Origin of the sequence: Sphingomonas sp. YR710 (genome assembly GCF_900101455.1) — a bacterium.
In the GTDB taxonomy this organism is placed as follows: domain Bacteria; phylum Pseudomonadota; class Alphaproteobacteria; order Sphingomonadales; family Sphingomonadaceae; genus Rhizorhabdus.
On the sequence record NZ_FMZJ01000011.1, the window covers coordinates 60,254 to 83,246 of the forward strand.

Sequence of the window (22,993 nt, forward strand, 5' to 3'; positions counted from 1 at the left end):
AATCTTAAGCCTAGCTGAAGGTGGAAACGGGCAATCGATCGGCCTTTTGGGGGAGGCCAGCAGCGTGACCATCCTGCTGATCGAAGATGATGACATGCTGGGCTCCGCCATCGTGGACGGGCTGCGCCCGCGCTTCCCGGTCGACTGGTGCCGCACGATGACCGATGGCGAAGCTGCGATCGATGCCAACAGCTATGAACTGGCGATTCTCGATCTCGGATTGCCGGACGGATCGGGTCTCGATCTGCTCCGCGGCATTCGTGCGCGCCGCAATCCGTTGCCCGTGCTGATCCTGACGGCGCGGGACGCGCTGGCGGATCGGGTCGCCGGGCTCAACGGCGGGGCTGATGATTATGTCACCAAGCCATTTGATCTCGATGAACTGATGGCACGTTGCGACGCCATCATTCGCCGCTCGCAGGGACGCGCCTCGCCGGTGATCACCTATGGCGAACTGGCCTATGAGCCGGCCGCGCGCAGGCTCACGCGTAATGGCGATCCGGTAGCGCTGTCCGCGCGGGAAATGGCGGTGCTCGATATTTTGATGACGAACATCGATCGGGTCATCAGCAAGAGCCAGATCGAGGAGCGGCTATACAGCTGGGACAATCTGATCGAAAGCAACACGGTGGAAGTGCATCTATCGCATCTGCGCCGGAAGATCGGCCGCGACGTTATTCGCACGATCCGCGGGCTCGGCTACGTGATTCCGAAGAACCCATGAAACTCTATTCGCTGCGCCGTGCGACCCTGATCGCGATCATCGTGCCGCTGGTGCTCGTAGTCGCGCTGATCAGTATATCGACAGTGCTGCTATCGGGGCGCGCGATATCGGTGCTGCGCGATGATCAGATGGAGCAAGAGGCGGCCTTCCTCATGGTTCTCGCCAAGCATGAGGCGGCGGAAGGGGAGGCGATAGGCCTGATCGCCACCGTCGAGCCCGCCGATCTGCATGCGATGCTGGGGACGCGGACGGGGTTCCGGATCTGGTCCGGCAAGGTGCTGATGACGCAATCGGCGCCAAATCCGGCGCCTTTGGCTGGCCCGCCGCCCGAAGGCTTCAGCGACCGGGATGTGAACGGAAAACCATGGCGAATCTACGCTCTGCGCCATCCCGAACTGCCGATCACGATCGAGGTCAGCGAACCCTACGCATTGCGGAAGACGATGGTTCGCCACATTGTCGAGAGCCTGATCGTGCCCTTGCTGCTGCTGATCATAGCGACCAGCGTGATCGCCTACCTGCAGGTGACGCGCGCGATGCGGCCGATGTGGGCGATTTCCAGAGACGTCGACCGTCGCGACAGCAACGATCTGCAGCCGCTGAGCGGTCACAGTATTCCGATCGAGATCGCTCCCTTTCTTGCGGCATTCAACCGGCTGATCGAACGGCTGCGGCTGACGATCGATCGCGAGCGCGAATTCGCGGACAATGCCGCGCACGAATTGCGCACGCCGCTTGCCGCACTCAAGACGCGGGCGCAGATCGTCGCGCGTGAACTGGAGGGGGATGCGGCGCGGCAGGAAAGCGCGATCCAGCTTGTCGCCGCCACCGATCGGGCGACGGCGGTGATCGATCATCTGCTGTTGCTGAACCGGCTGACGAACAGCAGCGCGACGCCCGACCGCGTGGATTTTTCCGAACTCGTGGCCGATGTCGCGCGCGATCTTGCGCCGCTGGCGCTCGACCGAAATCAGGGCATCGGGGCCGATATCGCGCCGGGCATCTGCGTCGCCGGCCACGGGGATGCGCTGCGGATACTGGTCCGCAACCTAATCGACAATGCGATCCGCTATACGCCGGCTGGCGGCACGATCGGCGTGTCGTTATCCCGGGAAGAACCAGCGCGGTGCGTGCTGCGCGTGACCGACGACGGCCCCGGTATCCCGGCCGATCGGCTGGAGGCGGTGTTCGACCGTTTCGTGCGGCTATCGCACGACGAGCCCGGCAGCGGTCTCGGCCTTTCGATCGCGCGGCGGGTGGTCGAGCAGCATCACGGTACGATCCGGTTGGAAAATCGGCCGCGGGGAATCGCCGTAATCGTCGCGCTGCCAATCGCGTGAATTGGTCGACGCGTAACAATATTATTATGTTCGATGATCCGAAATGGCAGGGCGCATCATCTGGCGCGTCACCAGTAACGCCCCAGGCGCTGCTCGCCGACATAGACATCGCTGCTTCCCCGCCATCCGTCATCATCGACGTAATAGCTATTACGCAATTGCCTCCTGGTCAGTTTACTCTTGGCCGAATGGGGCCCGCGTAAGTGTGAAGCCGAGCATCTGCGCGGACTGCGGATTGCCAGGGTGCCATCCGCTGGCTGCGCCTTGGGCCCGCCAGCCTCAACCCCGACCGGCGGCCTTTACGGCATCCTTGTGTGCCTTCGCATTCTGCACATAATGTTGCACGCCTTCGCCCATGTCGATCAGCGCGGCGTCGGTGAGGTCGCGCATATATTTGGCGGGCCGCCCTGCCCAAAGCTGCCGGTGCGGCACAGTCTTGTTCGGCGAAAGCATGGCGCCGGCCGCCAGCATCGCATCACTCTCGACTGTGCATCCGCTCATCACGATGGCGCCCAGACCGATGAAGGCCCGGTCCTTCAGCGTGCAACCGTGGATCATCGCCATATGACCGATCAGCACGTCTTCGCCTATGATCGTCGGCCAGCCATCGGCCGGGCGGCCGTCCTCCCTGCCAGGGCTGTCGCAGTGGATGACGGTTCCGTCCTGGATGTTGGTGCGTGCGCCGATGCGGATGACGTTCACGTCCGCGCGGATGACGCAATTGTACCAGATGCTGACATCCGGGCCGATCTCCACGTCGCCGATGATGCGGCATCCGGGCGCGATGAATGCACTGGCATCGATACGCGGCCAGACGCCGTTGAATGGCAGGATGGTGGCGCCGGGATAATCGGGATGATCGTTCATGCCCTTCCTCTAGGGCAATATTCAGCGCCGACAAGATGCTGCCGAAATCGTCTGTTTGAGCTGCTGCCGGTTTGGTGGACACCGAGATAAGGTGTTTTCACTGATCGGAGAGCATCAATGCAACGGAGGAAGTTTGCCCGAGAGTTTAAACTTGAGGCGGTAAGGATGGTCCGGGAGCGCGGCGTGGCGGTTGCCCAGGCTTCTCGCGATCTCGGCGTGCCCAAGAACGTGCTGCGTAAAAGGGTCAAGGAGTTGGCCACCGATCCGGGGCACGCGGTTCCGGGGCATGGCCAGTTGAAGCTGGAGCAGTTGGAGATCGAGCGGCTGCGCCGCGAAGCACCGAGGGATCTGGCCGGTGGCGTGGATGTGTAGGGCGCTCGGTGTCTCGCGAAGCGGCTTTCAGGCCTGGCTCACCCTGCGAGCCAGGCCACGCCGTCGTGGTCTGCCTAAGGACCATGGTGAACGCTCGGTTATCGCCGCCAACGTGCTGGATCGCCAGTTCACGGCCGACAGACCTAACCAGAAGTGGGTGGCTGACTTCACCTATATCTGGACCGCGGAAGGGCGGCTTTACGTTGCCGCCGTCGTAGACCTGTTCTCCCGCAGGGTGGTGGGCTGGTCGATGAGCGACACCATGATGGCCCAGCTCGTTACCTGCGCTCGGAAGACCAAGGGAAGTTTATGTATTGGAAGCGGCTATCGAAACAAATGTTCCCATACATCCTCAAATAGGAATTGCGGCGCCTCGGATCGGTGTAAACGGCTTTGGGATCACCGATGTCGCGCTCATATTGCGCGATATTGGCAATCGTCAGAGCCTTTGGAAGGATGTCCATAGCCTGGGGCACGGACTTCCCCTCCAACCAGTCGGAAGCGAAACGCCCCATCGCGTAACCAAAAATTGGGGATGCCAAGCTGATGCTGGCCTTGTACGGGCTCCCTGCATTCTTTAGCTCCGCGACTGCCTCACGCTCTCCGTCAATGCCCCCAAGAAACTGGCTCGGTCGCGCCTTGCCAGCTTCGCGCAGAGCGTCCAGCGCTCCAAGAACCACAGTGTCGGCGCCCAGGATCACGTCGACTTTCGGCTGCGCAAGCAGGATCATCTTCATGGTGCGATATCCGCCTGCTTTGTCTACCGTGGCGGGCGAAATGTCGGCCACGATGGTTACCCCGGGGAGCTGCCGCAACGTATCGCGCATCGCGGTGAAGCGAGGCGCGAGGAACTGCAAATTGTCGTGAGTCAGCAATACCACCTTGGCCTTTCCGCCTAGACGCGTACGGATATGTGCTGCCGCAGCTTCCGCCAGCACCGCGCCGGTCCGATACTGCGGCGCATTCAAAATCGTAATGGCGGGCGGCGGCACGATCGCCCCAACATAGGCCCCGCTTCCGATCAACCTCTTGAGACCCGGGCTCAGCGAGGGCGGATCTATCGGAGCGACAACGATTGCGCCGGTCTTGTTGGTGCGGAGGCGATTGATCTGCCTTACCATCAGTGCCGCATTATTTTCGGAGCGTAATACGCTATACTTCATCCCTCGCTCTGAAGCAGCTAACGCCAGTCCGTACCCGATGCCCTGAACGAACTCACGTTCATTATCCTGAACGAACACCAGCTCCTTCCGCAGTGCCCTGGGCTTGGTACAGCTCTGCCGGGCCGGATCAAAGGCCGGAAGGGCCACTGGCCTGGTGAGGCCATTGCCTTGCGCGTAAGCGGCCGGCGGCGAAGTGATGGCAAGAAGCGCCGCCAGCGCGCCACGCGCGAAGTGCCTGTTGAGCGCGAGCCTCCACGACCGCATCGGAACTGATGGCGCGGGAAGTATCATACCGACTGCGCGGTTGAGAACACCAGCCGGGCCGCGGTCCCCGGTGTCCGATTGATATACTCGACATTCGTCTTCAGCGCAGCAGACATCGCAGCGATTATCTTCGACCCCAGCCCGGTTCCACCCGGGCGCGAAGTGGCGCCCAGTCCGATACCATCATCCTGAACGACAAGCTCGGCCTTCCCCTCCGGAAGCTTTCGCAACATGACGCGGATATCGCCCGATTGCCCGGGCGGATAGGCGTATTTGAAGGCGTTGGTAACCAATTCCGTGGCGACCACTCCGAGACTGATGCTCTGGTCTGTGGGCAGGGTAACTGAATCGAGCACGCTTGTAAGCCGGGCCGTATGGCCGTCGTTGCGCATGGCGACACCAAGATTGTCCAGCATCACGCCCAGATAATCATTCAATGCCACCGATGTTACGTCGCTGGACGTGTAGAGGCTCTTGTGAATCTGCGATATCGCTTGGATGCGCGTCTCCGTTTCCTTCAAGGCTCCCTTGGCCGATTCATCGGCAACTGTCTTAGACTGCATGTGGACCAGTGCCGCCACGAGTTGGAGGCTGTTGGCAACGCGATGGTTGACTTCAGACAGCAGGATTTCCGCGCGTTCTCGGGCAAGCGCTAGCTCCTGAGTCCTTTTTTCAACCCGTTCCTCGAGCGAGAGGTTGGTTGCACGCACCTCGTCACGCGCCTGTGTGATTTCCTGCCTGTTGCGAAAAACCGTGAAGGCCACCGCAGCCACGACAAGAACGATGACGAACGTTGCGACGACGGCTACCCACCGCAGCATGGCGGCATTGTTTTGCCGCTCGACCTCGGAAAGGGTGGATCTTTCGTCGGCGTCCAGCATCGCGCCGTACAGGTAAACATTGATCTCATCCATCAGCGCCTTGCCGCGATTGCTGCGGATGATCGTCAGGGCATCCGTGTCGGAACCGGCGCGTTTCAGGGCGACGCTTTGGTCCATTTCCCTAATCTTTTCCTCCACTGCCGCTCGCAGCCTGGAGAGGAACGGCGGCGGCCGGGACGCCGTGCTAACAAGACGCTCGAACTTGGACATTTGCGGCCGCGCGCGCGCTTTGGCTGTGTCATAGGGAGCCAGGTAGATTTCATTTCCGGTCAGAAGGTAACCGCGCTGGCTGGACTCCGCCGTTCGCAATGCATCGCGCAGTTCAACCGCAGCCATGCGGGTGTCTCGTTGCAACGCCGCGTTATGGAACAGGGTATTAGACCTTTCGCCAAGCCACATCGTCATCCCCACAATGGCGAAGAGTGCGAGAAAGCCGACGATAAGGCCTCCGGTCACACCCAAGGCGAGGCGACTGCTTGCCATTTCGTGGTCTCCTGAGCCTGGCGTCCGACTGCGGGCCCGGTGCCAACGTCAAGCTCGGATAACATAGGATCGGAATGTCAGCTACGGGTGATGAGCAGCGTACGAGCACGCATGACCAGTGTCGATAGGCGACCGACCGGTCGGCTGGCATGTGAAGCTCCGCTGGTTATCGGCGGATCCTCATCCTCACACAGAATGAACGTCCGCGTCTCGATTTCCGGTTCTTGAAAGACGCCAGTCAGCAAACGGCCCATTCAGCATCTATATCCGCAAAAATGCCATTTTTTATCGCAAGCTATGGCGACAAGTGGCGCAAGGGCGAGCGTATCTCATCTGGCTTCACCGAGTCAGCCGTCAATCAAGTTCCGTCCCGGGCGAATGGTCAAGAAACAGCAAATACGCTGGACCAAAAGAGGTGCACACCTATTGCTGCAAACTCGCACCCAAGCTCTCAATGGTGACTTGCGCAAATACTTCCAACGCTGGCATCCTGACCTGAAAGCTGCCGCGTAGCCCTCGTTTTGTCCTAGTTTCTTATATTTTCCTTGCCCGGGCAAATGCGTGTGTGCATTGTCGGCGCGCGAAATTAGTCAAAACGGTTGCCGACAGAGCAACTGCGAAGAATTTCCTTTAGGAGGGAGCCTATCATGAACCGCCGTCACTATCGTTGTGCACTCATGGTCACCGCCGCGGTTCAGTTGATCGCGGGCGAGCAAGCGTTTGCCCAGTCCGCAAAAGACACCTCGCCGGACGCCAGCACGATCATCGTCACCGCCCGCCGCATCGAGGAGCGTCTGCTGGACGTGCCGATCTCGATCTCGGTAGTCGACCAGTCACGGATCAACAAGGTCAACGTGACCTCGAGCGAGGATCTTGCCCGTGTGGTTCCGGGTCTCGGGGTCGATTCGCGCTATTCGTCCGAGCAGTCGAGCTTCTCGATCCGCGGTTTCACACAGCAGCTGCGCACGTCGGCCGCGGTCGGCACGTATTTCGGCGAAGTCGTGGCGCCGCGTGGCAGCGGTCTCTCGCTCCAGGGAGGCGATGGCGCAGGCCCCGGCAGCACGTTCGACGTCCAGAACATCCAGGTGCTGAAAGGCCCGCAAGGCACCCTGTTCGGCCGCAACACCACCGGCGGCGCGGTGATCATCACCCCGACTAAGCCGATCGACCGCTTCGAGGGCTATGTCGAAGGCAGCTACGGCAACTACAGCATGCGGCGCATCCAGGCCGTGGTCAACGCGCCGCTGGCGTCGTGGGCGCGGCTGCGCCTCGGCGTCGACCGGCAGAAGAGGGACGGTTTCCTTCACAACATCTCGGGCATCGGGCCCAATGATTTCAACAATACCAACTACACCGCGCTGCGCGCCAGCCTTGTGCTCGACCTTGGGGCCAATCTCGAGAACTACACGATCGTGTCCAATCTGTGGTCGCACAACAACGGCTCCATCCCGCAAATATTCGGTGCCAATCCGGCGGCGGGCTTCGGATCCTTCGCCGCGGCGCAGGTTGCGCGCCGCACCGCGCTGGGCGAGGACGGGCGCTACGCGGTCGAGAACACGCTGCCCACTCCCAGTTCTTTGACCAAGCAGTTCCAGGCGATCAACATCACCAAGTGGATTGCGACCGACAACATCACCCTCAAGAACATCGCGTCCTACTCGCACTTCATCCAGGACCTGCGGCAGGACATCTTCGGCAGCGCTTATGCGGTCCCCTTGACGGGGGGCTACCTGTCGACATCGTTCTCGTTCAACCCCGACGGTTCGCACAGCAGCGACCAGAAGAACTTCACCGAGGAGTTCCAGCTTCAGGGGACGGACTCGAACGGACGCCTGAACTACCAGGCAGGGCTCTATTACGAGCATAGTACGCCGGGGTCGCGCACCGCCGGCGGTTCGCCCGGCATCGGCGTGATTTGCCTGCCCCAGGACTATAATGATTTCCTGCACACGCGCTGCCTCGCCAGTCCTCGCTCGTTTGCCACTCCCAACAGCGGAACGATCGAGTTCATCAACATGGCGGCCTATGCACAGGGCACCTACAAGCTGACCGACAAGCTCAAGGCCACCGCCGGCATCCGCTACACTTATGACCGCGTCCACGGCAGCGCGCAGGGCCTGAACTACGGGTACGTCGGAGCCGGCTATGTTACCCCCACATTCATCGGCTGCTCGGCCGGCTATCCGGCGGCCACCAACTGCGTATTCTCGGGCCGGACATCCAACAAGAAGCCGACGTGGACGTTGAACCTGCAATACAATCCCAGCGACAATACCATGCTCTACGGCACGTATTCGCGCGGCTACAAACAGGGCGGCGTCACCCCGTTCGCCGCCGCTGGCGTCTCGACCTTCGGGCCGGAGCAAGTGGACAACTACGAACTGGGCATGAAGGCCAGCTTCAAGGGGGAGGTGTCGGGCAATCTGAACGTCGCCGCGTTCTACTCGAAGCTGAAGAACCAGCAGATCCTGGTGGGCCTGCAGGACACCACCGGCGTCCATCCCAGCGCCACGTCGGTGCTGAACGCGGGCAAGTCGCGCGCGTCGGGCATCGAAGTCGACGGGTCGATCCGCTTCGGCAGGTTGTTCCGCATTGATGCCGCCGGAACCTATCTGAGCACCAAACTCGAAATCGCCGATCCGGGTTTCCCTGAGTACAATGTGAAGACGCTGCCGGCATCTGGCGGTCCAATCGAATTCTCGCCGAAATGGAGCACGAACGTGGGTGGCACGTTCACGCTGCCGATGGACGAGAGCATGGGCAAGATCGAGGTCGGCGCCGATTATCGCTATACGTCTTCGTTCTTCACTGGCGGCATCGGCACAACCACCCCGATCAAGCAGATCGACGCCAACCTAACCTGGAGCAACGTTGCCGGTGCGCCGATCGATATTTCGGCATTCGGCACCAACCTGACGAACCAGTTCACTTACGGTTACGTGCTGGGCCTGGCGAACAGCTTCGGCTTCAATGTCGGCTATATCGGCCAGCCGCGAATGTATGGTCTGCGGGCCAAGATCCGTTTCGGCGGCAAGTAAGCAAACCGACAAATCATGCCCGCAGCGCCCACGCGAGCTGCGGGCATGATTATATGACGACGTGCGAAAACGAGATTGATGCCATTTCCCAATTGGAGTGCCTTGGTTGGAAGCAATTCTGACGGAGAGACTTGATGGCCATGAGTTCGGGTAATTTGTCGGGAGTGCACCAGACCGCGTTCAGGGCGGGGGCTCTTCGGGCCGGGCACTTGCTCGATGACAACGAACCCAAGATCTTCCGGGACGAGTTTGAAGGCTCCGCCGTACCGATAATTGAGCGCCAGTAGCGTTGGCCAGTCGTGGTGACGAACAGGTACAGACCCTCGCCATCGCTTAGTTTGTACACCTTTTCCCGACCTTTGCGGCGCTGACGGCGGTCGCTGTGAGAGCCATCTGGGGGTATCTCCTCGGGGCAATTTTGCTGATACCCCCAGAAATACCCGCAAAATGGCTGGCTGCATATGGACGCGCTGACGTGCCCAGGGACATCTCAGTCCTGAAAACACTGGCTTTTTTGGTGATTTTGGACGTCCTGGGACATCCCTGGACAGGGTTCTGGCTCCCCGGGCCGGATTCGAACCAGCGACCATTCGATTAACAGTCGAACGCTCTACCACTGAGCTACCGGGGAACAGCCTTCCAAAGGCGAGGCGCGCCTATAGCAGCGTCAAATCGGGCGTGGCAAGCCCAAGCTGCGATCTTTTCAAGTGGCGAATTGTTCCATCGTGATGCGGTCGTCGAGCGCATGTTCGGGATCGAACAACAATGTCAGTGGGCTCGTCCGGTCGATCGAGATCGAGACGCTTTCGATGTCGCGGACTTCGCGCTGATCCGCCACCGCGCTGACCGCGCGCTTGGCGCTGTCGAGCACGCGAAACGAGATGCGCGTCTTGTTGGGAAGGATCGCGCCACGCCAGCGGCGGGGGCGGAACGGACTGATCGGGGTCAACGCCAGCAGCGACGAATCGAGCGGCAGGATCGGTCCTTGCGCCGAGAGATTATAGGCGGTCGATCCGGCTGGTGTCGCGACGAGCACGCCGTCGCAGACCAGTTCGGGCAGGACCACCCGGCCGTCGACGGTGACCTCGAGTTTGGCCGTCTCGCGGGTTTCGCGCAACAATGAGACTTCGTTGATCGCCGGAATCGAGAAACGTTCGCCGCTGACGGTCACCGCGTCCATGCGCAACGGAAGTACCGTCATCGCCTTGGCATGCAGCAGCCGCAGCTCCAGCAGCTCCGGCTTCCATTCGTTCATCAGGAAGCCGACCGTGCCCAGATTCATGCCGAAAATGGGAAGGACCCGGTGGACATCGAGCATATTGTGCAAGGTCCGCAGCATGAAGCCGTCGCCACCCAGCGCTACGATAAGGTCCGCACGCTCGATCGGATGCCATTCGTAGAGGCCGTGCAGTCGCTCGGCAGCCTCCTGGGCACCATCGGTCGGAGAGGCGACAAGCGCCATCCGCGGTTCGTTCATCCCCCCGTCACGCTCATATGGCGTTCGACGGCAGGCGCCGCATCGCGTCGCTCGATCCGGAAATCATGGCGTAGCGGTTTGAGCCGCATCGCCTGGTTCAGCAGCGCGTCCAGTTCCGCCGGGCCGCCGTTCCGAAGAGCCGTGCGGAGATCGACCTTATCGTCATGCCCCAGGCACATGTAGAGTCGGCCAGTCGCGGTCACGCGAACCCGGTTGCAGTCTTCGCAGAAATTGTGGGTCATCGGCGTGATGAAGCCGATCCTCGCCCCCACTTCCTCCGCCCGATAATAACGGGCAGGGCCACCGGTGCGATCCGGTAGTGGGGTCAGCGTATGATGGCGTTCAAGATCGGCACGGACCCGGTCGAGCGGGAGATAGCGATCGGTGCGATCCTCATCGATCTCGCCCAGGGGCATTGTTTCGATCAGCGTCAGATCATGACCCTCGGCGGCGCACCAGCGCAGCATCGGATCGATCTCATGATCGTTCAGTCCCTTGAGCGCGACCATGTTGATCTTGATGGCGATTCCGGCCGCCTTCGCCGCGGCAATCCCGCCCAGCACCTGTGCGATATCACCGCGACGCGTGATGTGACGAAAGCAATCGGGATCGAGACTGTCGAGACTGACATTGATTCGGCGGATGCCGGCGTCGGCGAGCCCGGCCGCATGCGTGGCAAGCTGCGTCGCATTGGTTGTCAGGGTCAATTCGTCGAGGCCGTTGCCCTGCAATCTGCCGATCATGTGGGCCAGGTCGGTAATGCCGCGCCGCACCAGCGGTTCGCCGCCGGTGAGCCGGATCTTGCGGACACCGCGGGCGACAAAGGCTTCGGCAAGTTGAGCAATTTCTTCGAGCGATAGGATCTCCCGACGCGGCATGAACGTCATGGCTTCGGACATGCAATAGCGACAGCGAAGGTCGCATCGATCGGTCACCGACATGCGCAGATAGGTTATCCGACGGCCGAAGCTGTCGGAAAGTCTGCTGGAAACCGGGGGTGGCATGGACGTCATCTGCAAGGGAATTATGCTTTTAACGCTGCATGAGCAAGCGCCCGTGAAGGGAAAGGATTTATTGCGTAGAAAAGGCTGTCGGCGTTCGATCCTTCTGTCTGATTACGCCAGGATCTTCGCCAAGCCTCTCGACAGTTGTAGCGCGCCGTTCAGTCGCGCCATCGGATCCGGCCAGTTGCGGCTGATCACCAGCCGGCTGTCGGGCCGCAGTTTGGCGCTGTCCTTGAGTTTCTGCACATAAGTAAGCAGTCCGGGCAGATCCGGGAAATGATCGTTGTGGAATGTCACCAGCGCACCGCGCGGACCGGCATCGAGCTTGGCGACACAGGCCTTGCGGCAGTTGAGCTTGGCTTCGATCACCGTCAGCAGGTTCTGGGTCGGCTGCGGCAGGTTGCCGAACCGGTCGATCAGTTCGGCGGCGAAGGCCTCGATCTCCTGCCGGCTCTCCAGCTCGTTGACCCGGCGATACAGGCCCATGCGCAGATCGAGATCGGGCACATAATCGTCGGGGATCAGGATCGGCGCATCGACCGTGATCTGCGGGCTGAACGCCTCGCGCGACGGCACCGCGTTGGCGATGCCGCTCGCCTTGGCGTCCATGATCGCTTCCTCAAGCATCGATTGGTAGAGTTCGAAGCCGACTTCCTTGATATGCCCCGATTGTTCGTCGCCGAGCAGATTGCCGGCGCCACGAATGTCGAGATCATGGCTGGCGAGCTGAAAGCCCGCGCCGAGCGTGTCGAGATTCTGGAGGATGTGCAGGCGCTTCTCGGCGGTTTCGCTGATCCGCCGCTCGCTCGTCGTCAGATAGGCATAAGCCCGCGTCTTGGCACGCCCGACGCGGCCACGCAGCTGGTAGAGCTGCGCGAGGCCGAAGCGATCGGCGCGGTGGATGATCAATGTGTTGGCGGACGGAATATCGAGCCCGCTTTCGACGATCGTGGTCGAAACCAGGATGTCGAACTTCTTGTCGTAAAAGGCCGACATCCGTTCCTCGACCTCGGATGGCGCCATCTGGCCGTGGGCGACGACGTAACGGATCTCGGGCACGTCCTTGCGCAGGAATTCCTCGATATCGGGGAGGTCCTTGATCCGCGGCGTCACGAAGAAGCTCTGTCCGCCGCGGTAATGTTCGCGCAGCAAGGCTTCGCGGATCACCACCGGGTCGAACGGCGCGACATAGGTGCGCACCGCAAGCCGATCGACCGGCGGCGTCTGGATCACCGAAAGCTCGCGCAGGCCGGACATCGCCATCTGCAGGGTGCGCGGGATCGGCGTTGCTGTCAGCGTCAGCATGTGGACGTCCGTCTTGAGAGCCTTCAGCTTCTCCTTATGCGTCACGCCGAAGCGTTGCTCCTCGTCGACGATGACCAGCCCGAGCCGCTTGAACTCGATATTCTTGGCGAGCAGCGCATGGGTGCCGATGATGATGTCGAGCGATCCGTCGGCCAGGCCTTCCTTGGCTTTCTTGGCGTCGGCTGCGGTCACCAGCCGCGATAGGTGGCCGACATTGACCGGGAAGCCGTGGAAGCGCTCGACGAACTGCTTGTGATGCTGGCGCGCGAGCAGGGTGGTCGGGCAGACGACCGCCACCTGCATGCCGGCCATTGCCGCGACGAACGCCGCGCGCAACGCCACCTCGGTCTTGCCGAAGCCGACATCGCCGCACACCAGCCGGTCCATCGGCTTGCCCGCGCCCAGATCCTCGATCACCTCGGCGATCGCGCGATCCTGATCCTCGGTCTCCTGATAGGGGAAGCGATCAACGAATTCGTTATAGCCGGCCTCGGGCTGCATCACTTCGGCGGGTTTCAGCGCGCGTTCGGCGGCTGTCTTGATCAGTTCACCCGCAATCTCGCGGATGCGCTCCTTCATCTTCGCCTTGCGCGACTGCCAGGCGACCCCGCCCAATTTGTCGAGCTGGACGCCCTCGGTCTCGGAACCGTAGCGGCTGAGCACGTCGATATTTTCGACCGGCACGTAGAGTTTGTCGCCGCCGGCATAGCTGAGCGCCACGCAATCATGCGGGCTGTTGCCGACGGGGATCTGGGTCAGCCCCTCATAGCGGCCGATGCCATGATCCATGTGGACGACGAGATCGCCGGGCGAGAGCGTCGCCATCTCGGCGAGGAAGGCGTCTGCCGATTTCTTGCGCTTCTGCCGGCGGACGAGCCGATCGCCGAGCATGTCCTGCTCGGTAAGCAAAGCGACGTCGGGGCTGGTAAAGCCATGGTCAAGCGGCAGCACTGCCAGCGCGGCACCACCGCCGGCCGCGAGACCCTGCGCCTCCTGCCAATTGTCGGCAAAGGGCACGCGGTGAAGGTGATGGTCCTTGAGCAGCCCCGCGAAGCGCTCGCGCGATCCGATCGAGTAGCTGGCGAAGACGACCTTGACGCCCTTCTTGTTGAGCGCTTCGACATGTTCGACGACGGCATCGTAGATGTTGACGCCCTGCGTTCGTTCGGGCGCGAAATCGCGCGCCGCATCCACGCCGAAATCGATCACCTTGGCGCTGTCCGGCTCGTGGAACGGCGTGATGAGATGGATCGGCCGATCCGCGATCGCCTTGTCCCAATCCGCCGCGCCCAGATAGAGTTCCTGCGGCTCGAGCGGGCGATAGCTGCCGGCATCGGCGCTCTTCGCGCGGACGCGGTTGGCGTGATAATCGGTGATCGCGTCGAAGCGGGCTTCGGCCGCGCCGGTCGTGCCATGGTCGCGCACCATGATATCGTCGGCAGACAAATGATCGAACAAGGTCGTCAACCGTTCCTCGAGCAACGGCAGCCAATGGTCCATGCCGGCGAGGCGGCGGCCGTCGGAGATCGCCTGATAGAGCGGGTCGCTGGTCGCATTCGCGCCGAAGCGCTCGCGATAGCGGCTGCGGAAGCGCTTGATCGTGTCCTCGTCGAGCAAAGCTTCGGACGCCGGGAGCAAGATGAATCCGTCGATCGTGCCGATCGTCCGCTGGTCCTGCGGATCGAACTGGCGGACGGTCTCGATCTCGTCGCCGAAGAAATCGAGCCGCAGCGCGGTCGGCTCACCGGCCGGGAACAGATCGACCAGCCCGCCGCGCACCGCATATTCGCCCTGATCGGTGACGGTCTCGGTCCGCATATAGCCGTTGGCCTGCAGCAAGGCGGCGAGCCGGTCGCGATCGATCCGTTCGCCGGGTGCGAGCCGGGCTACGAGCTGGCGAACGCGAAACGGCGTCAGCGCGCGCTGTGTGACCGCGTTGATCGTGGTGACGATCAGGGTGGGGCCCTTGGGTTTCGTCAGCAGTGCGTAGAGCGCCGAAAGCCGGTCCGACGTGATCCGCAGCGCCGGGCTGGCGCGATCATATGGCAGGCAGTCCCAGGCCGGAAACTGGATCACCGCAAGTCCGGGTGCAAAATAGCCCGCCGCTTCGGCGATCCCGCGCATCGCCTGATCGTCGGGCGCGACGAACACGACCCGGCCGCCCTTCGCGGCGGCGGCGCGCGCCAGATCGGCCAGCATCCACGGCTGGAAGCCGGTAGGGATGCCGGCGAGCGTGAGCGCTTCGCCGGATTTCAGGATGCGGTGGAGGTCGGTCATGACTTGAGTGCGCAATACATATCTTCGTCATTCCCGCGAAAGCGGGAACCCACGGTTACGGGCGCTTGCGTTCCGAGACGGGCCGCTGTCCATGGGGCCCCGCTTTCGCGGGGATGACGGTGAGGGAGGGAAAGGAGGATGGAGTCGGTCACCCGCCCATTTTCTCCACATCGATATAATCGAGCTGCCGGAATCGCTCCATCATCGGCCCCTGCCAGCGCTCGGGCACCGCGATCGTGCCGAGCGCCCAGCCCATGATGTCGACATCCTCCTCGTTCATAAGTGCTTCGAACCACACGAGTTCGGGTTCGCCCCATTCGGCATGGCAATGGTCAAAAAAGCCGCCGATCATGAAGTCGGCTTCCTTCGTGCCGCGATGCGAGGCACGGAAGCGCAGGCGTTTCAGGCGGATGTCGCGGTCCATGGCTTCCCACGCAAGATTGGCCCACAGGCAATTGGAAACCTGTCGGCGGATGAGTAGAAGGGCCGTCTAAGCATTTTCACGTCGGGTGGAAACACCCGATGGCCCGGAAAATGCGACCAGCAAGAAGATCATGCGGCCCGAAATACTCAATCCATTGTTCGCGGAGGTGGAGGCGCTGAAAGGCGTCGGCCCGACCATGGCCAAGCCGCTCAAGCGGCTGAAGCTGGAAAAGGTCGTCGACGTGCTGTTCCACCTGCCGGTCGGTATCGTCGAACGGAAGCGGGTCGACACCGTCGAGATGGAGGATGCCGGCCGCATCGTCACGGTGCGCGTGACGCCGATCGACTATCGCTCGTCCGGCGGCATGCGCGGGCCGTTTCGCGTTCACGCGACCGATCAGGCGGGCAATGTGTTGAGCCTCGTCTATTTCGGCAGCAATTCGGGATGGGCGAAAAAGCTGTTCCCGCTCGGCGAACCGCGGATCGTTTCGGGCAAGCTCGAAATGTATGGGCAGGAACTGCAGATGATCCATCCGAGCCATGTGCTGTCGCCCGAGGAAGGCGCAGACCTGTCCGAATCCGAGGCGGTCTATCCGCTGTCCGAAGGGCTTACCAATCACCGCATGGCGCAGCTCGCCGAACAGGCGATCGCGCGCGCGCCCGATCTGGCCGAATGGATCGAGCCCAGCCTGCTCGATACGCGTTCCTGGCCTGGCTGGCAGGAGGCGATCCGCCGCATCCACGCCGATCCGCAGGACGAACTGGCCCGCGCGCGGCTGGCCTATGACGAGATCTTCGCGAACCAGCTCGCCTTGATGCTGGTCCGTGCTTCCTCGCGTCGGCGACGTGGAACGCCTTTGCTCGGCACCGGCCGGCTGCGCGATGCGCTCGTGCTCCCTTACGCGCCGACCGGCGCGCAATCGCGCACGATTGCCGAGATCGAGGGTGATTTGCAGCAGGCGACGCCGATGGTGCGACTGCTGCAGGGTGATGTCGGATCGGGCAAGACCTTGGTCGCGACGATGGCATTGCTGACCGCCGTCGAGGCCGGAACGCAAGGCGCCTTGCTTGCGCCGACCGAGATCCTGGCGCGCCAGCATCATGCGACGATCACGAAGACCCTCGCCGGATTGCCGGTCAACGTCGCGATCCTCACCGGCCGCGAAAAGGGCAAGGCGCGCGAATCCACTTTGATGGGACTGGCCGATGGTTCGATCGATATTTTGATCGGTACCCATGCGATTTTTCAGGAAAAGGTCGGCTATCGCAATCTCGGCCTTGCCGTCGTCGACGAACAGCATCGCTTCGGCGTGGCGCAACGCTTGCTGCTGCAGGCCAAAGCCGATCGGCCGCCGCACCTGCTGGTGATGACGGCCACCCCGATCCCCCGCACCTTGTCGCTCAGCCATTATGGCGAGATGGATATCAGCCGGCTCGACGAAATGCCGCCCGGCCGCCAGCCGATCGAAACCCGCGTGATTTCGGGCGAACGGCTCGATGAGATCGCCGGCGCGCTTGGCCGGCATATGGCGAAGGGCGGCCAGGCCTATTGGGTCTGCCCTTTGGTCGAGGAGAGCGAATTATCCGATCTCGCCGCGGCCGAAAGCCGCGCGGAATCGCTGCGCGCGGCGTTCGGCGACAAGGTCGGCGTCGTCCATGGCCGGATGAAGGGCCCCGAGAAGGATGCCGTCATGGCGGCGTTCCAGCGCGGCGACCTCGGCGTGCTGGTGGCGACGACTGTGATCGAGGTCGGCGTCGACGTGCCCAACGCCACCCTGATGATCATCGAGGGCGCAGACCGCTTCGGCCTCGCCCAGCTCCATCAGCTTCGCGGCCGCGTCGGACGCGGCGATCAGCATTCTATCTGCCTGCTGTTGCGCGGCAACGGCCTGTCCGAAACTTCGCGCGCACGGCTGGCGCTGATGCGCGAGACCAATGACGGCTTCCGCATCGCCGAGGAGGATCTGCGACTGCGTGGCGCCGGCGAGGTGCTGGGCACCCGCCAGTCGGGCGAGGCTGAGTTCCGGCTGGCCGGGCCGGAGCGGGTGGCGGCGTACATTCAGACCGCGACCGACGATGCGCGGCTGCTGGTCGATCGCGACGGCGGGCTGGAGGGACCACGCGGGCAGGCGGCGCGGACGGCGCTGTATCTGTTCGAGCGCGATGCGGCGGTGGGGTTGCTCAGGGCGGGGTGAGCCTCACCCCATTGGCCAGCGCTGCCGTCGTGACCGGGTCGCGTTGAGCATCGCCGCATAGGCATAAGCGTCGATCGGTTTGGAGAATTCCGCGCCGACCCTACCGCCCAGCGACCAGACGATGCGCGCCTCGACGTCGCCAAGCCGCGGCAACGCCAGCTTCACCACCGCACCCTTCGGCGTCGCGCCGCTTTCGCGCGCCATGAAGCCGAGCGGGGAGATGTTGACGAGCAGAATGTCTGCGCTGCGACCGTCGCCATCGGTCATGCGCGTTGGCAGGGCGACCTCGTCGCGGGGAACGCGGCGCTGCTGGAGCGGATCGTCGATAGCCGGTTTTTCTGCTTCGTTCATGATGCCTCAAGCTTGTGCCTTGACGTCAGCATTGATCAGCCAGGTTGCCGAGACATGAAGCATCAGGGTTAACGATCGTCAGTCCGTAAAAATGCCTAAGGGATTCCGAACCTGTATCGGCTCATTCGCTGCGACGATCATTTCGATAGCGAGGCCGGGATGAACTGCTAAAGGGGCGCTTCGATGATGGATGGCAGCAGACCTCGATGCATATCGTTTATGCCCGCGAGAATGACTTGGCCTGCGACGATTTCGTTGCGGTTCTCGACGCGTCGGGCCTCGCCGGGCGTCGGCCGGTCGGGGATCGCGATCGGATCGAACGGATGCTGCGCGGCGCCAATCTCATCATTGTGGCACGCGATGCGGATAGCGGGGCGGTAGTTGGGGTTGCCCGATCGCTGACCGATTTTTCATATTGCTGTTATCTGTCCGATCTCGCCGTGGATCGCGCTTATCAGGGGCGGGGGATAGGACGGCAATTGATCGCGGAGACCCGCCTTGCCGCAGGGGATGAGGCGATGTGCCTTCTGCTGTCAGCGCCCGCCGCGATATCCTTCTACCGTGCGATCGGCATGCCGCATGAAGACAGGGCGTTCATGTATCCGCGTGAGCGGTAGGCGGGCCGGCTTTGTGCAACTTGACCGACGAAGTCGATACCATCAACGAGGCGGATACGTCATATCAATCGAGCGAGACAAACCATGACCAGCCGCAGGGACAACCAGCTTCGATCGGCGGCGATTCGCTTCGCGCTGCGCCTGCCGGATGAGGACCTGGGATCCGTCGGCTGTCGCTTCGTGCGCATCGTCGTCGATCCCGAGGTTGGGGAGGAAGTCTGCCTCGCATTCCTCGATACGCCTGCCGATGCGCCGCGCTACAACGACGTCGAGCCGCTCGGACTGACTGCTAATACCGGGCTGGTGCGCACGCCGCATGGCATGATCGGAGCGATCGTCTGGCAAATCGCGGCGAACAGCCCGATCGAGTGCTTTGTCGAGCAGTTTCTCAATTTTGGATCGCCGGGCACATTGCGGTTGCTCAAGGAGGCGGCGGATCAGACCCATCTGAAGTTCATCGTGCTCGACAGTCGTACGTCGGACGTCACCGCATTTGCCGATTATGAAAACAGGTTCACGCTTGATGCGCTGGTGCAGGCGATGGACGAACATGCATCGGAGGCTGCGGCGGCGACTTTCGATGAAGCGGTGCACTATGCAAAGCTCCATGCCAATCTGATCGGCAAGATTCGATCGCAGCCATAGGGCCAATCAGCGGCCGTTCAGCATCGCGGATATCTGCGCGAGCAGTTCGGCCGCGCGGAATGGCTTGCCCAGCCGCTCCACATTCTGCGGCAGACTGTCCGCCAAATCGGCGAAGCCGGTGATCAACAGGATGGGGATGTCGGGCAGTCGGGCGCGCACCTCGCGGGCCAGTTCGGCGCCGGACAGTCCGGGCATGACATAATCGGTGACGATGGCGTCAAAGGCGGCTCCTTCTGCAAGTGTGGCGAGCGCCTCCGTGCCCGATGCCGCTTCAATCACAACATGGCCATGCTCGCGCAGCAGGCCCGCGGTTGCATGGCGCACGCGTACATTGTCGTCGACCAGCATGATCCGCGCGGTGCGGCTGTCGACAGCCGGCATCGCTTGCGGCTCCTCTACCGTCGGAGGGCTGCCGAGGGGTAGCCAGATTTCGATGGTCGTGCCGCTGCCGGGCGTGCTGACGAGGTTCAGCGCACCGCCCGATTGCGCCGCCAGCCCATGCACCATCGACAGGCCAAGGCCGGTGCCTTTGCCGATCGGCTTTGTCGTGAAGAAGGGTTCGATCGCTTGTGCCAGCGTTTCGGCGTCCATTCCCTCGCCCGTGTCGGTGACCGAAATCTTCACATAGTCGCCCGGGGACAGCCGTCTGGTAGACAATCCTGCGGCGGCTTCCTGCGTCAGGCCGATCGTGAGCAGGCCGCCCTCGGGCATCGCATCCTGGGCGTTGACGGCAAGGTTGAGGATCGCCAGCTCGAGCTGCGCGGGATCGACCCGCGCCGATAGTGTCGTCTTGGGCAGTTCGTAGCGCAGTTGCACATCGCTGCCGATCGATCGCTCGATCAAGTCGCGCATTCCCGCGAGCAAAGCGACGATGTCGACATCGCGGGGGCGCAGCGTCTGCCGCCGCGCAAAGGACAGCAATCGGGCCACCAAAGTCCGTGCGCGCTCGGCGCTGTCCAGCGCGGCCTCAACCAGCCGAAGTCCCTTTGGATCGTTCGTAAGACGCCGTTGCAGCATGTCGAGCCCTGCGATTACCGGCGTCAGGAGATTGTTGAAATCATGCGCGACACCGCCCGTCATCCGGCCGAGCGCGCCCATTCGCTGGCTTTCGGTTGCAGCCTCCTCGCGGCGGTGTTGCGCCGCCATGTCGCGGCCGATGAGCGTCACCAAAGCGACCGCAAGCGACAGACTCGCGATGATCCCGGTAAGGAGCACCCCCGATGCGCGCAGGATCGGCGCCTTATACTCGGCGGCCGGCATGGCGACGTGAACGGTCCATTCGCTTCCGGGAATTGGTTGCCAGATTGCCATTTCGTCGACGCCGGACATCGTATCGCGGTACATCAGGCCGGGAGGGCGGCGGAGCGCCGCCCGCGCGCTGTTGCTGGCGGGTTTGGCGATGTCGGCCGCCGCGCCGGTCTGCGCGACGATATTTCCGGCCTGATCGATGACCTCGATTCGCCAGCGTGGTGGCAGATTGGCTTCGAGCAGCAGCCGGCTCATCACCTGGGGGTCGACAAGAGTGGATATCACGTAATTCAGGCGGCCGTCGCGAATGACTGGCGCACGAATCGCGAAGGCAGCTGCTCGGCCTGGCACGCTCCCGATCCGGCCAATGGTCAGCTTGTGCGTAGCAACGACGCGCTCGAAACTGTCCGTCTCAATGACGGGGCCGTGCGCGATTCCGGCGATGGGTTCGGGTATATCTAGCAGCCTGATGCCTTGCGGATTGGCTACCGAAATGGTTCGCCACAGCGGCTCGATCGCAAGCAGTCGCCGACCCAGCGCCGTGAAGCGCTTTGCCTCGATCTGCGCGTCGAGCGAAGGGGATTGAGCGATCATCTCTGTGCGCTGTTCGCTGGTGATCAGCTCGCGACCGATCAACGTCGCCATGAAGCGGGCATGATCCAGCGCGCGGCGCTCAATAGCAGCGCGCTGGTTATGAAAACCGAACGTGCCGATTATCGCGCCGAAGATTACGATCGGCAGCAGCGCCGTCACAGCCAATAGCGCGAGCGAACGCTGCATTACCTACCCCATTATCACCAATGCATCGTTCTTAGGGCAAAAGGTGGTTCAGCGCAGTGCTTTTCGCCGATAGTGCCGATTCGTGTTGCGGTTACACGAGCTCCGGCAAGCTTATGGGACGATTGCGACCTATTTCGATCGTGCAGCGATGCCCATCACCTCGAAATGCGCACCGCCCAGCAGACTGCCGGCGCCGAGGAAAGCACGCGCAGGCATAGGACCGGTGAAATACGTCCGATAGACATCGTTGAACGCTGCATAATCCTTGAGGTCGGACGCGAAGACCTGCACCCAGACGAGATCGTTCATCGTCAGTCCGGCCTTCTCGACCGTGCGCTTGATATTGTCGAGAACGAGCTTCGCGCCGGCCGCGACATCGGTGGGCGGTTTGCCGGTGGCGGGATCCATGTCGGTGGTGCCCGCGACATAGAGCGTGTCGCCTGCCATCACGGCCGAACTGAACGGCGGCGCCTTGCCGGATACGGGCGACGGCATCGATCCCGCCGGATAATGGGTGACCGACACCGATGCGCCGGCCGTGACAGATGCAAGAAGGAGGGGGGTGACGACGAGCAGGCGTATCATCGGCATTTCCTTCGGTCGATCATAGACCGTCGGAGATGAGCAAATCGGCGCTGCCGTGGCAAGCCGCGTCAGATATCCTGTACCAGTCGCCCATACAGGTCAGGCCGCCGATCCCGGAAGAAACCAAACGCCGCCCTGTGCCGCTTCACGATATCGAGATCGATCGTCGCGACCAGCGCGCCGGTCTCCTCGCGTCCGAAGGCCGCCAGATAGTCGCCGCGTTCATTGGCGATGAAGCTGTGGCCGTAGAAGGTCTGGCCATTTTCGGTGCCGATCCGGTTGGCGGCGATCACCGGCACGACGTTGGAGACCGAATGGCCCACCATCGCGCGTTGCCACAGTCGGCTGGTATCGAGCTCGGGATCATGCGGTTCGTTGCCGATCGCCGTCGGGAAGAACAAGAGGTCCGCGCCCATCAGCATCAGCGCGCGCGCGGTTTCCGGATACCATTGGTCCCAGCAAATGCCGACGCCCAGGGTCGCGCGCTCCGTCGGCCAAACCTTGAAGCCGGTATTGCCGGGCCGGAAATAGAATTTTTCCTCATAGCCTGGGCCATCGGGAATGTGGCTCTTGCGATAGACACCCATGATGCGGCCATCGGGATCGATCATGGCCAGGCTGTTATAGTAATGATGTCCGTCGGCCTCGAAGAAGCTGGTCGGGATATAAATTTTCAACTCAGCGGCGAGCGCCTGCATAGCGCGCACGGCCTTGTGCTCGGCGGTGGGTTTGGCGCGCGCGAACTGGCCCTCATCTTCGACCTGGCAGAAATAATGGCCCTCGAACAATTCGGGTGGCAGAACGACATGCGCGCCGCGCGCCGCCGCGTCGCGGACGAGCTTGGAAACCTCGGTGATATTTGCGTCGATATCGTCGGTGAAGGCGAGTTGCAGCGCGGCGACGGTGATTTCGGTCATCTAGGTCGAAGCCCTTTCATCCAAATTTCTATCGGGG

Annotated in this window: 17 protein-coding genes, 1 tRNA gene and 2 pseudogenes; 8 read left to right on the forward strand and 12 right to left on the reverse strand. The window is 62.3% G+C overall.

Translation table 11 applies throughout. The features are described 5' to 3' along the window. Positions 1-64: 64 nt before the first annotated feature. Together BLS13_RS13805 and BLS13_RS13810 are read left to right on the forward strand one after the other, a co-directional pair. Positions 65-724 (forward strand): response regulator transcription factor, encoded by a 660-nt coding sequence (locus tag BLS13_RS13805; protein ID WP_093453081.1) that lies wholly within the window; start codon positions 65-67, stop codon positions 722-724. Next, complete coding sequence (locus BLS13_RS13810) at positions 721-2,064, forward strand: sensor histidine kinase (RefSeq protein WP_093452933.1); 1,344 nt, start codon at positions 721-723, stop codon at positions 2,062-2,064. Before BLS13_RS13805 ends, BLS13_RS13810 begins: the two co-directional genes overlap by 4 nt. 279 nt (positions 2,065-2,343) lie before the next feature. On the opposite strand, the gene BLS13_RS13815 is transcribed toward BLS13_RS13810, so the two are convergent. Continuing rightward, positions 2,344-2,931: a gamma carbonic anhydrase family protein gene (locus BLS13_RS13815; RefSeq protein ID WP_093452935.1), complete on the reverse strand. Its 588-nt coding sequence runs from the start codon at positions 2,929-2,931 to the stop codon at positions 2,344-2,346. 117 nt (positions 2,932-3,048) lie between these two features. Here BLS13_RS13815 and BLS13_RS13820 point away from each other — a divergent pair. After that, positions 3,049-3,592, forward strand: a pseudogene (locus tag BLS13_RS13820) (DDE-type integrase/transposase/recombinase); the annotation flags it as partial. On the opposite strand, the gene BLS13_RS13825 reads toward BLS13_RS13820, so the two are convergent. Together BLS13_RS13825 and BLS13_RS13830 are read right to left on the reverse strand one after the other, a co-directional pair. Beyond that, complete coding sequence (locus BLS13_RS13825; RefSeq protein WP_218123291.1) at positions 3,582-4,757, reverse strand: sugar ABC transporter substrate-binding protein; 1,176 nt, start codon at positions 4,755-4,757, stop codon at positions 3,582-3,584. The pseudogene BLS13_RS13820 and the gene BLS13_RS13825 overlap by 11 nt on opposite strands. Next, positions 4,754-6,094, reverse strand: coding sequence for a sensor histidine kinase (locus BLS13_RS13830; RefSeq protein WP_093452939.1), 1,341 nt, complete (start codon positions 6,092-6,094; stop codon positions 4,754-4,756). The genes BLS13_RS13825 and BLS13_RS13830 overlap by 4 nt, the downstream gene beginning before the upstream one ends. 284 nt (positions 6,095-6,378) lie before the next feature. On the opposite strand from BLS13_RS13830, the pseudogene BLS13_RS21085 reads away from it, so the two are divergent. Together BLS13_RS21085 and BLS13_RS13835 are read left to right on the forward strand one after the other, a co-directional pair. Next, positions 6,379-6,607 (forward strand): annotated as a pseudogene (locus tag BLS13_RS21085) (ISKra4 family transposase); the annotation flags it as partial. A gap of 134 nt (positions 6,608-6,741) precedes the next feature. Further along, entirely contained in the window at positions 6,742-9,132 is a 2,391-nt protein-coding gene (locus BLS13_RS13835; protein WP_093452941.1) for a TonB-dependent receptor, read from the forward strand. A gap of 556 nt (positions 9,133-9,688) precedes the next feature. Here BLS13_RS13835 and BLS13_RS13840 read toward each other — a convergent pair. The 5 genes from BLS13_RS13840 to BLS13_RS13860 all read right to left on the reverse strand — a co-directional run bounded on the left by BLS13_RS13840 (position 9,689) and on the right by BLS13_RS13860 (position 15,619). Beyond that, positions 9,689-9,763 (reverse strand) — tRNA-Asn (locus tag BLS13_RS13840). Positions 9,764-9,835: 72 nt separating this feature from the next. Further along, complete coding sequence (locus BLS13_RS13845; RefSeq protein WP_093452943.1) at positions 9,836-10,609, reverse strand: NAD kinase; 774 nt, start codon at positions 10,607-10,609, stop codon at positions 9,836-9,838. Further along, the gene (gene moaA / locus BLS13_RS13850) at positions 10,606-11,622 is read right to left on the reverse strand and encodes a GTP 3',8-cyclase MoaA (RefSeq protein WP_093452945.1); all 1,017 of its coding nucleotides are present in this window, start codon (positions 11,620-11,622) and stop codon (positions 10,606-10,608) included. Before moaA ends, BLS13_RS13845 begins: the two co-directional genes overlap by 4 nt. A gap of 102 nt (positions 11,623-11,724) precedes the next feature. Continuing rightward, positions 11,725-15,195, reverse strand: a complete 3,471-nt coding sequence (mfd, locus tag BLS13_RS13855; protein WP_093452947.1) for a transcription-repair coupling factor — start codon at positions 15,193-15,195, stop codon at positions 11,725-11,727. Positions 15,196-15,343: 148 nt separating this feature from the next. After that, the gene (locus BLS13_RS13860; RefSeq protein ID WP_037526723.1) at positions 15,344-15,619 is read right to left on the reverse strand and encodes an FAD assembly factor SdhE; all 276 of its coding nucleotides are present in this window, start codon (positions 15,617-15,619) and stop codon (positions 15,344-15,346) included. 130 nt (positions 15,620-15,749) lie between these two features. Here BLS13_RS13860 and recG point away from each other — a divergent pair, with 130 nt between their 5' ends. Further along, positions 15,750-17,813 (forward strand): ATP-dependent DNA helicase RecG, encoded by a 2,064-nt coding sequence (gene recG, locus BLS13_RS13865; protein ID WP_093453083.1) that lies wholly within the window; start codon positions 15,750-15,752, stop codon positions 17,811-17,813. Positions 17,814-17,816: 3 nt separating this feature from the next. Here the strand turns inward: recG and BLS13_RS13870 are convergent, their stop codons facing one another. Then, on the reverse strand, positions 17,817-18,164 hold the full coding sequence (locus BLS13_RS13870; RefSeq protein ID WP_093452949.1) for a PilZ domain-containing protein: 348 nt from the start codon (positions 18,162-18,164) through the stop codon (positions 17,817-17,819). Positions 18,165-18,370: 206 nt separating this feature from the next. Here BLS13_RS13870 and BLS13_RS13875 point away from each other — a divergent pair, with 206 nt between their 5' ends. Together BLS13_RS13875 and BLS13_RS13880 are read left to right on the forward strand one after the other, a co-directional pair. Beyond that, the gene (locus tag BLS13_RS13875) at positions 18,371-18,781 is read left to right on the forward strand and encodes a GNAT family N-acetyltransferase (RefSeq protein ID WP_093452951.1); all 411 of its coding nucleotides are present in this window, start codon (positions 18,371-18,373) and stop codon (positions 18,779-18,781) included. A gap of 84 nt (positions 18,782-18,865) precedes the next feature. Then, a complete protein-coding gene (locus BLS13_RS13880; protein ID WP_093452953.1) occupies positions 18,866-19,426 on the forward strand; it encodes a hypothetical protein in 561 nt (186 codons plus the stop codon). A 6-nt stretch (positions 19,427-19,432) separates the two neighbouring features. On the opposite strand, the gene BLS13_RS13885 is transcribed toward BLS13_RS13880, so the two are convergent. From BLS13_RS13885 to aguB, 3 genes are all read right to left on the reverse strand, one after another. Further along, complete coding sequence (locus tag BLS13_RS13885) at positions 19,433-21,454, reverse strand: hybrid sensor histidine kinase/response regulator (protein ID WP_093452955.1); 2,022 nt, start codon at positions 21,452-21,454, stop codon at positions 19,433-19,435. A gap of 129 nt (positions 21,455-21,583) precedes the next feature. Beyond that, the gene (locus tag BLS13_RS13890) at positions 21,584-22,039 is read right to left on the reverse strand and encodes a RidA family protein (protein ID WP_218123292.1); all 456 of its coding nucleotides are present in this window, start codon (positions 22,037-22,039) and stop codon (positions 21,584-21,586) included. Between the two features lie 68 nt (positions 22,040-22,107). Next, complete coding sequence (gene aguB, locus BLS13_RS13895) at positions 22,108-22,956, reverse strand: N-carbamoylputrescine amidase (protein ID WP_093452957.1); 849 nt, start codon at positions 22,954-22,956, stop codon at positions 22,108-22,110. Positions 22,957-22,993 lie beyond the last annotated feature (37 nt).

Coding starts and splice junctions, on each gene's coding strand:
- BLS13_RS13810 (WP_093452933.1), top strand. CDS start 721: ATGAAACTCTATTCGCTGCGCCGTGCGACCCTGATCGCGATCATCGTG.
- BLS13_RS13815 (WP_093452935.1), bottom strand. CDS start 2,931: ATGAACGATCATCCCGATTATCCCGGCGCCACCATCCTGCCATTCAAC.
- BLS13_RS13825 (WP_218123291.1), bottom strand. CDS start 4,757: ATGATACTTCCCGCGCCATCAGTTCCGATGCGGTCGTGGAGGCTCGCG.
- BLS13_RS13830 (WP_093452939.1), bottom strand. CDS start 6,094: ATGGCAAGCAGTCGCCTCGCCTTGGGTGTGACCGGAGGCCTTATCGTC.
- BLS13_RS13835 (WP_093452941.1), top strand. CDS start 6,742: ATGAACCGCCGTCACTATCGTTGTGCACTCATGGTCACCGCCGCGGTT.
- BLS13_RS13845 (WP_093452943.1), bottom strand. CDS start 10,609: ATGAACGAACCGCGGATGGCGCTTGTCGCCTCTCCGACCGATGGTGCC.
- moaA (WP_093452945.1), bottom strand. CDS start 11,622: ATGACGTCCATGCCACCCCCGGTTTCCAGCAGACTTTCCGACAGCTTC.
- mfd (WP_093452947.1), bottom strand. CDS start 15,195: ATGACCGACCTCCACCGCATCCTGAAATCCGGCGAAGCGCTCACGCTC.
- BLS13_RS13860 (WP_037526723.1), bottom strand. CDS start 15,619: ATGGACCGCGACATCCGCCTGAAACGCCTGCGCTTCCGTGCCTCGCAT.
- recG (WP_093453083.1), top strand. CDS start 15,750: ATGCGGCCCGAAATACTCAATCCATTGTTCGCGGAGGTGGAGGCGCTG.
- BLS13_RS13870 (WP_093452949.1), bottom strand. CDS start 18,164: ATGAACGAAGCAGAAAAACCGGCTATCGACGATCCGCTCCAGCAGCGC.
- BLS13_RS13875 (WP_093452951.1), top strand. CDS start 18,371: ATGCATATCGTTTATGCCCGCGAGAATGACTTGGCCTGCGACGATTTC.
- BLS13_RS13880 (WP_093452953.1), top strand. CDS start 18,866: ATGACCAGCCGCAGGGACAACCAGCTTCGATCGGCGGCGATTCGCTTC.
- BLS13_RS13885 (WP_093452955.1), bottom strand. CDS start 21,454: ATGCAGCGTTCGCTCGCGCTATTGGCTGTGACGGCGCTGCTGCCGATC.
- BLS13_RS13890 (WP_218123292.1), bottom strand. CDS start 22,039: ATGATACGCCTGCTCGTCGTCACCCCCCTCCTTCTTGCATCTGTCACG.
- aguB (WP_093452957.1), bottom strand. CDS start 22,956: ATGACCGAAATCACCGTCGCCGCGCTGCAACTCGCCTTCACCGACGAT.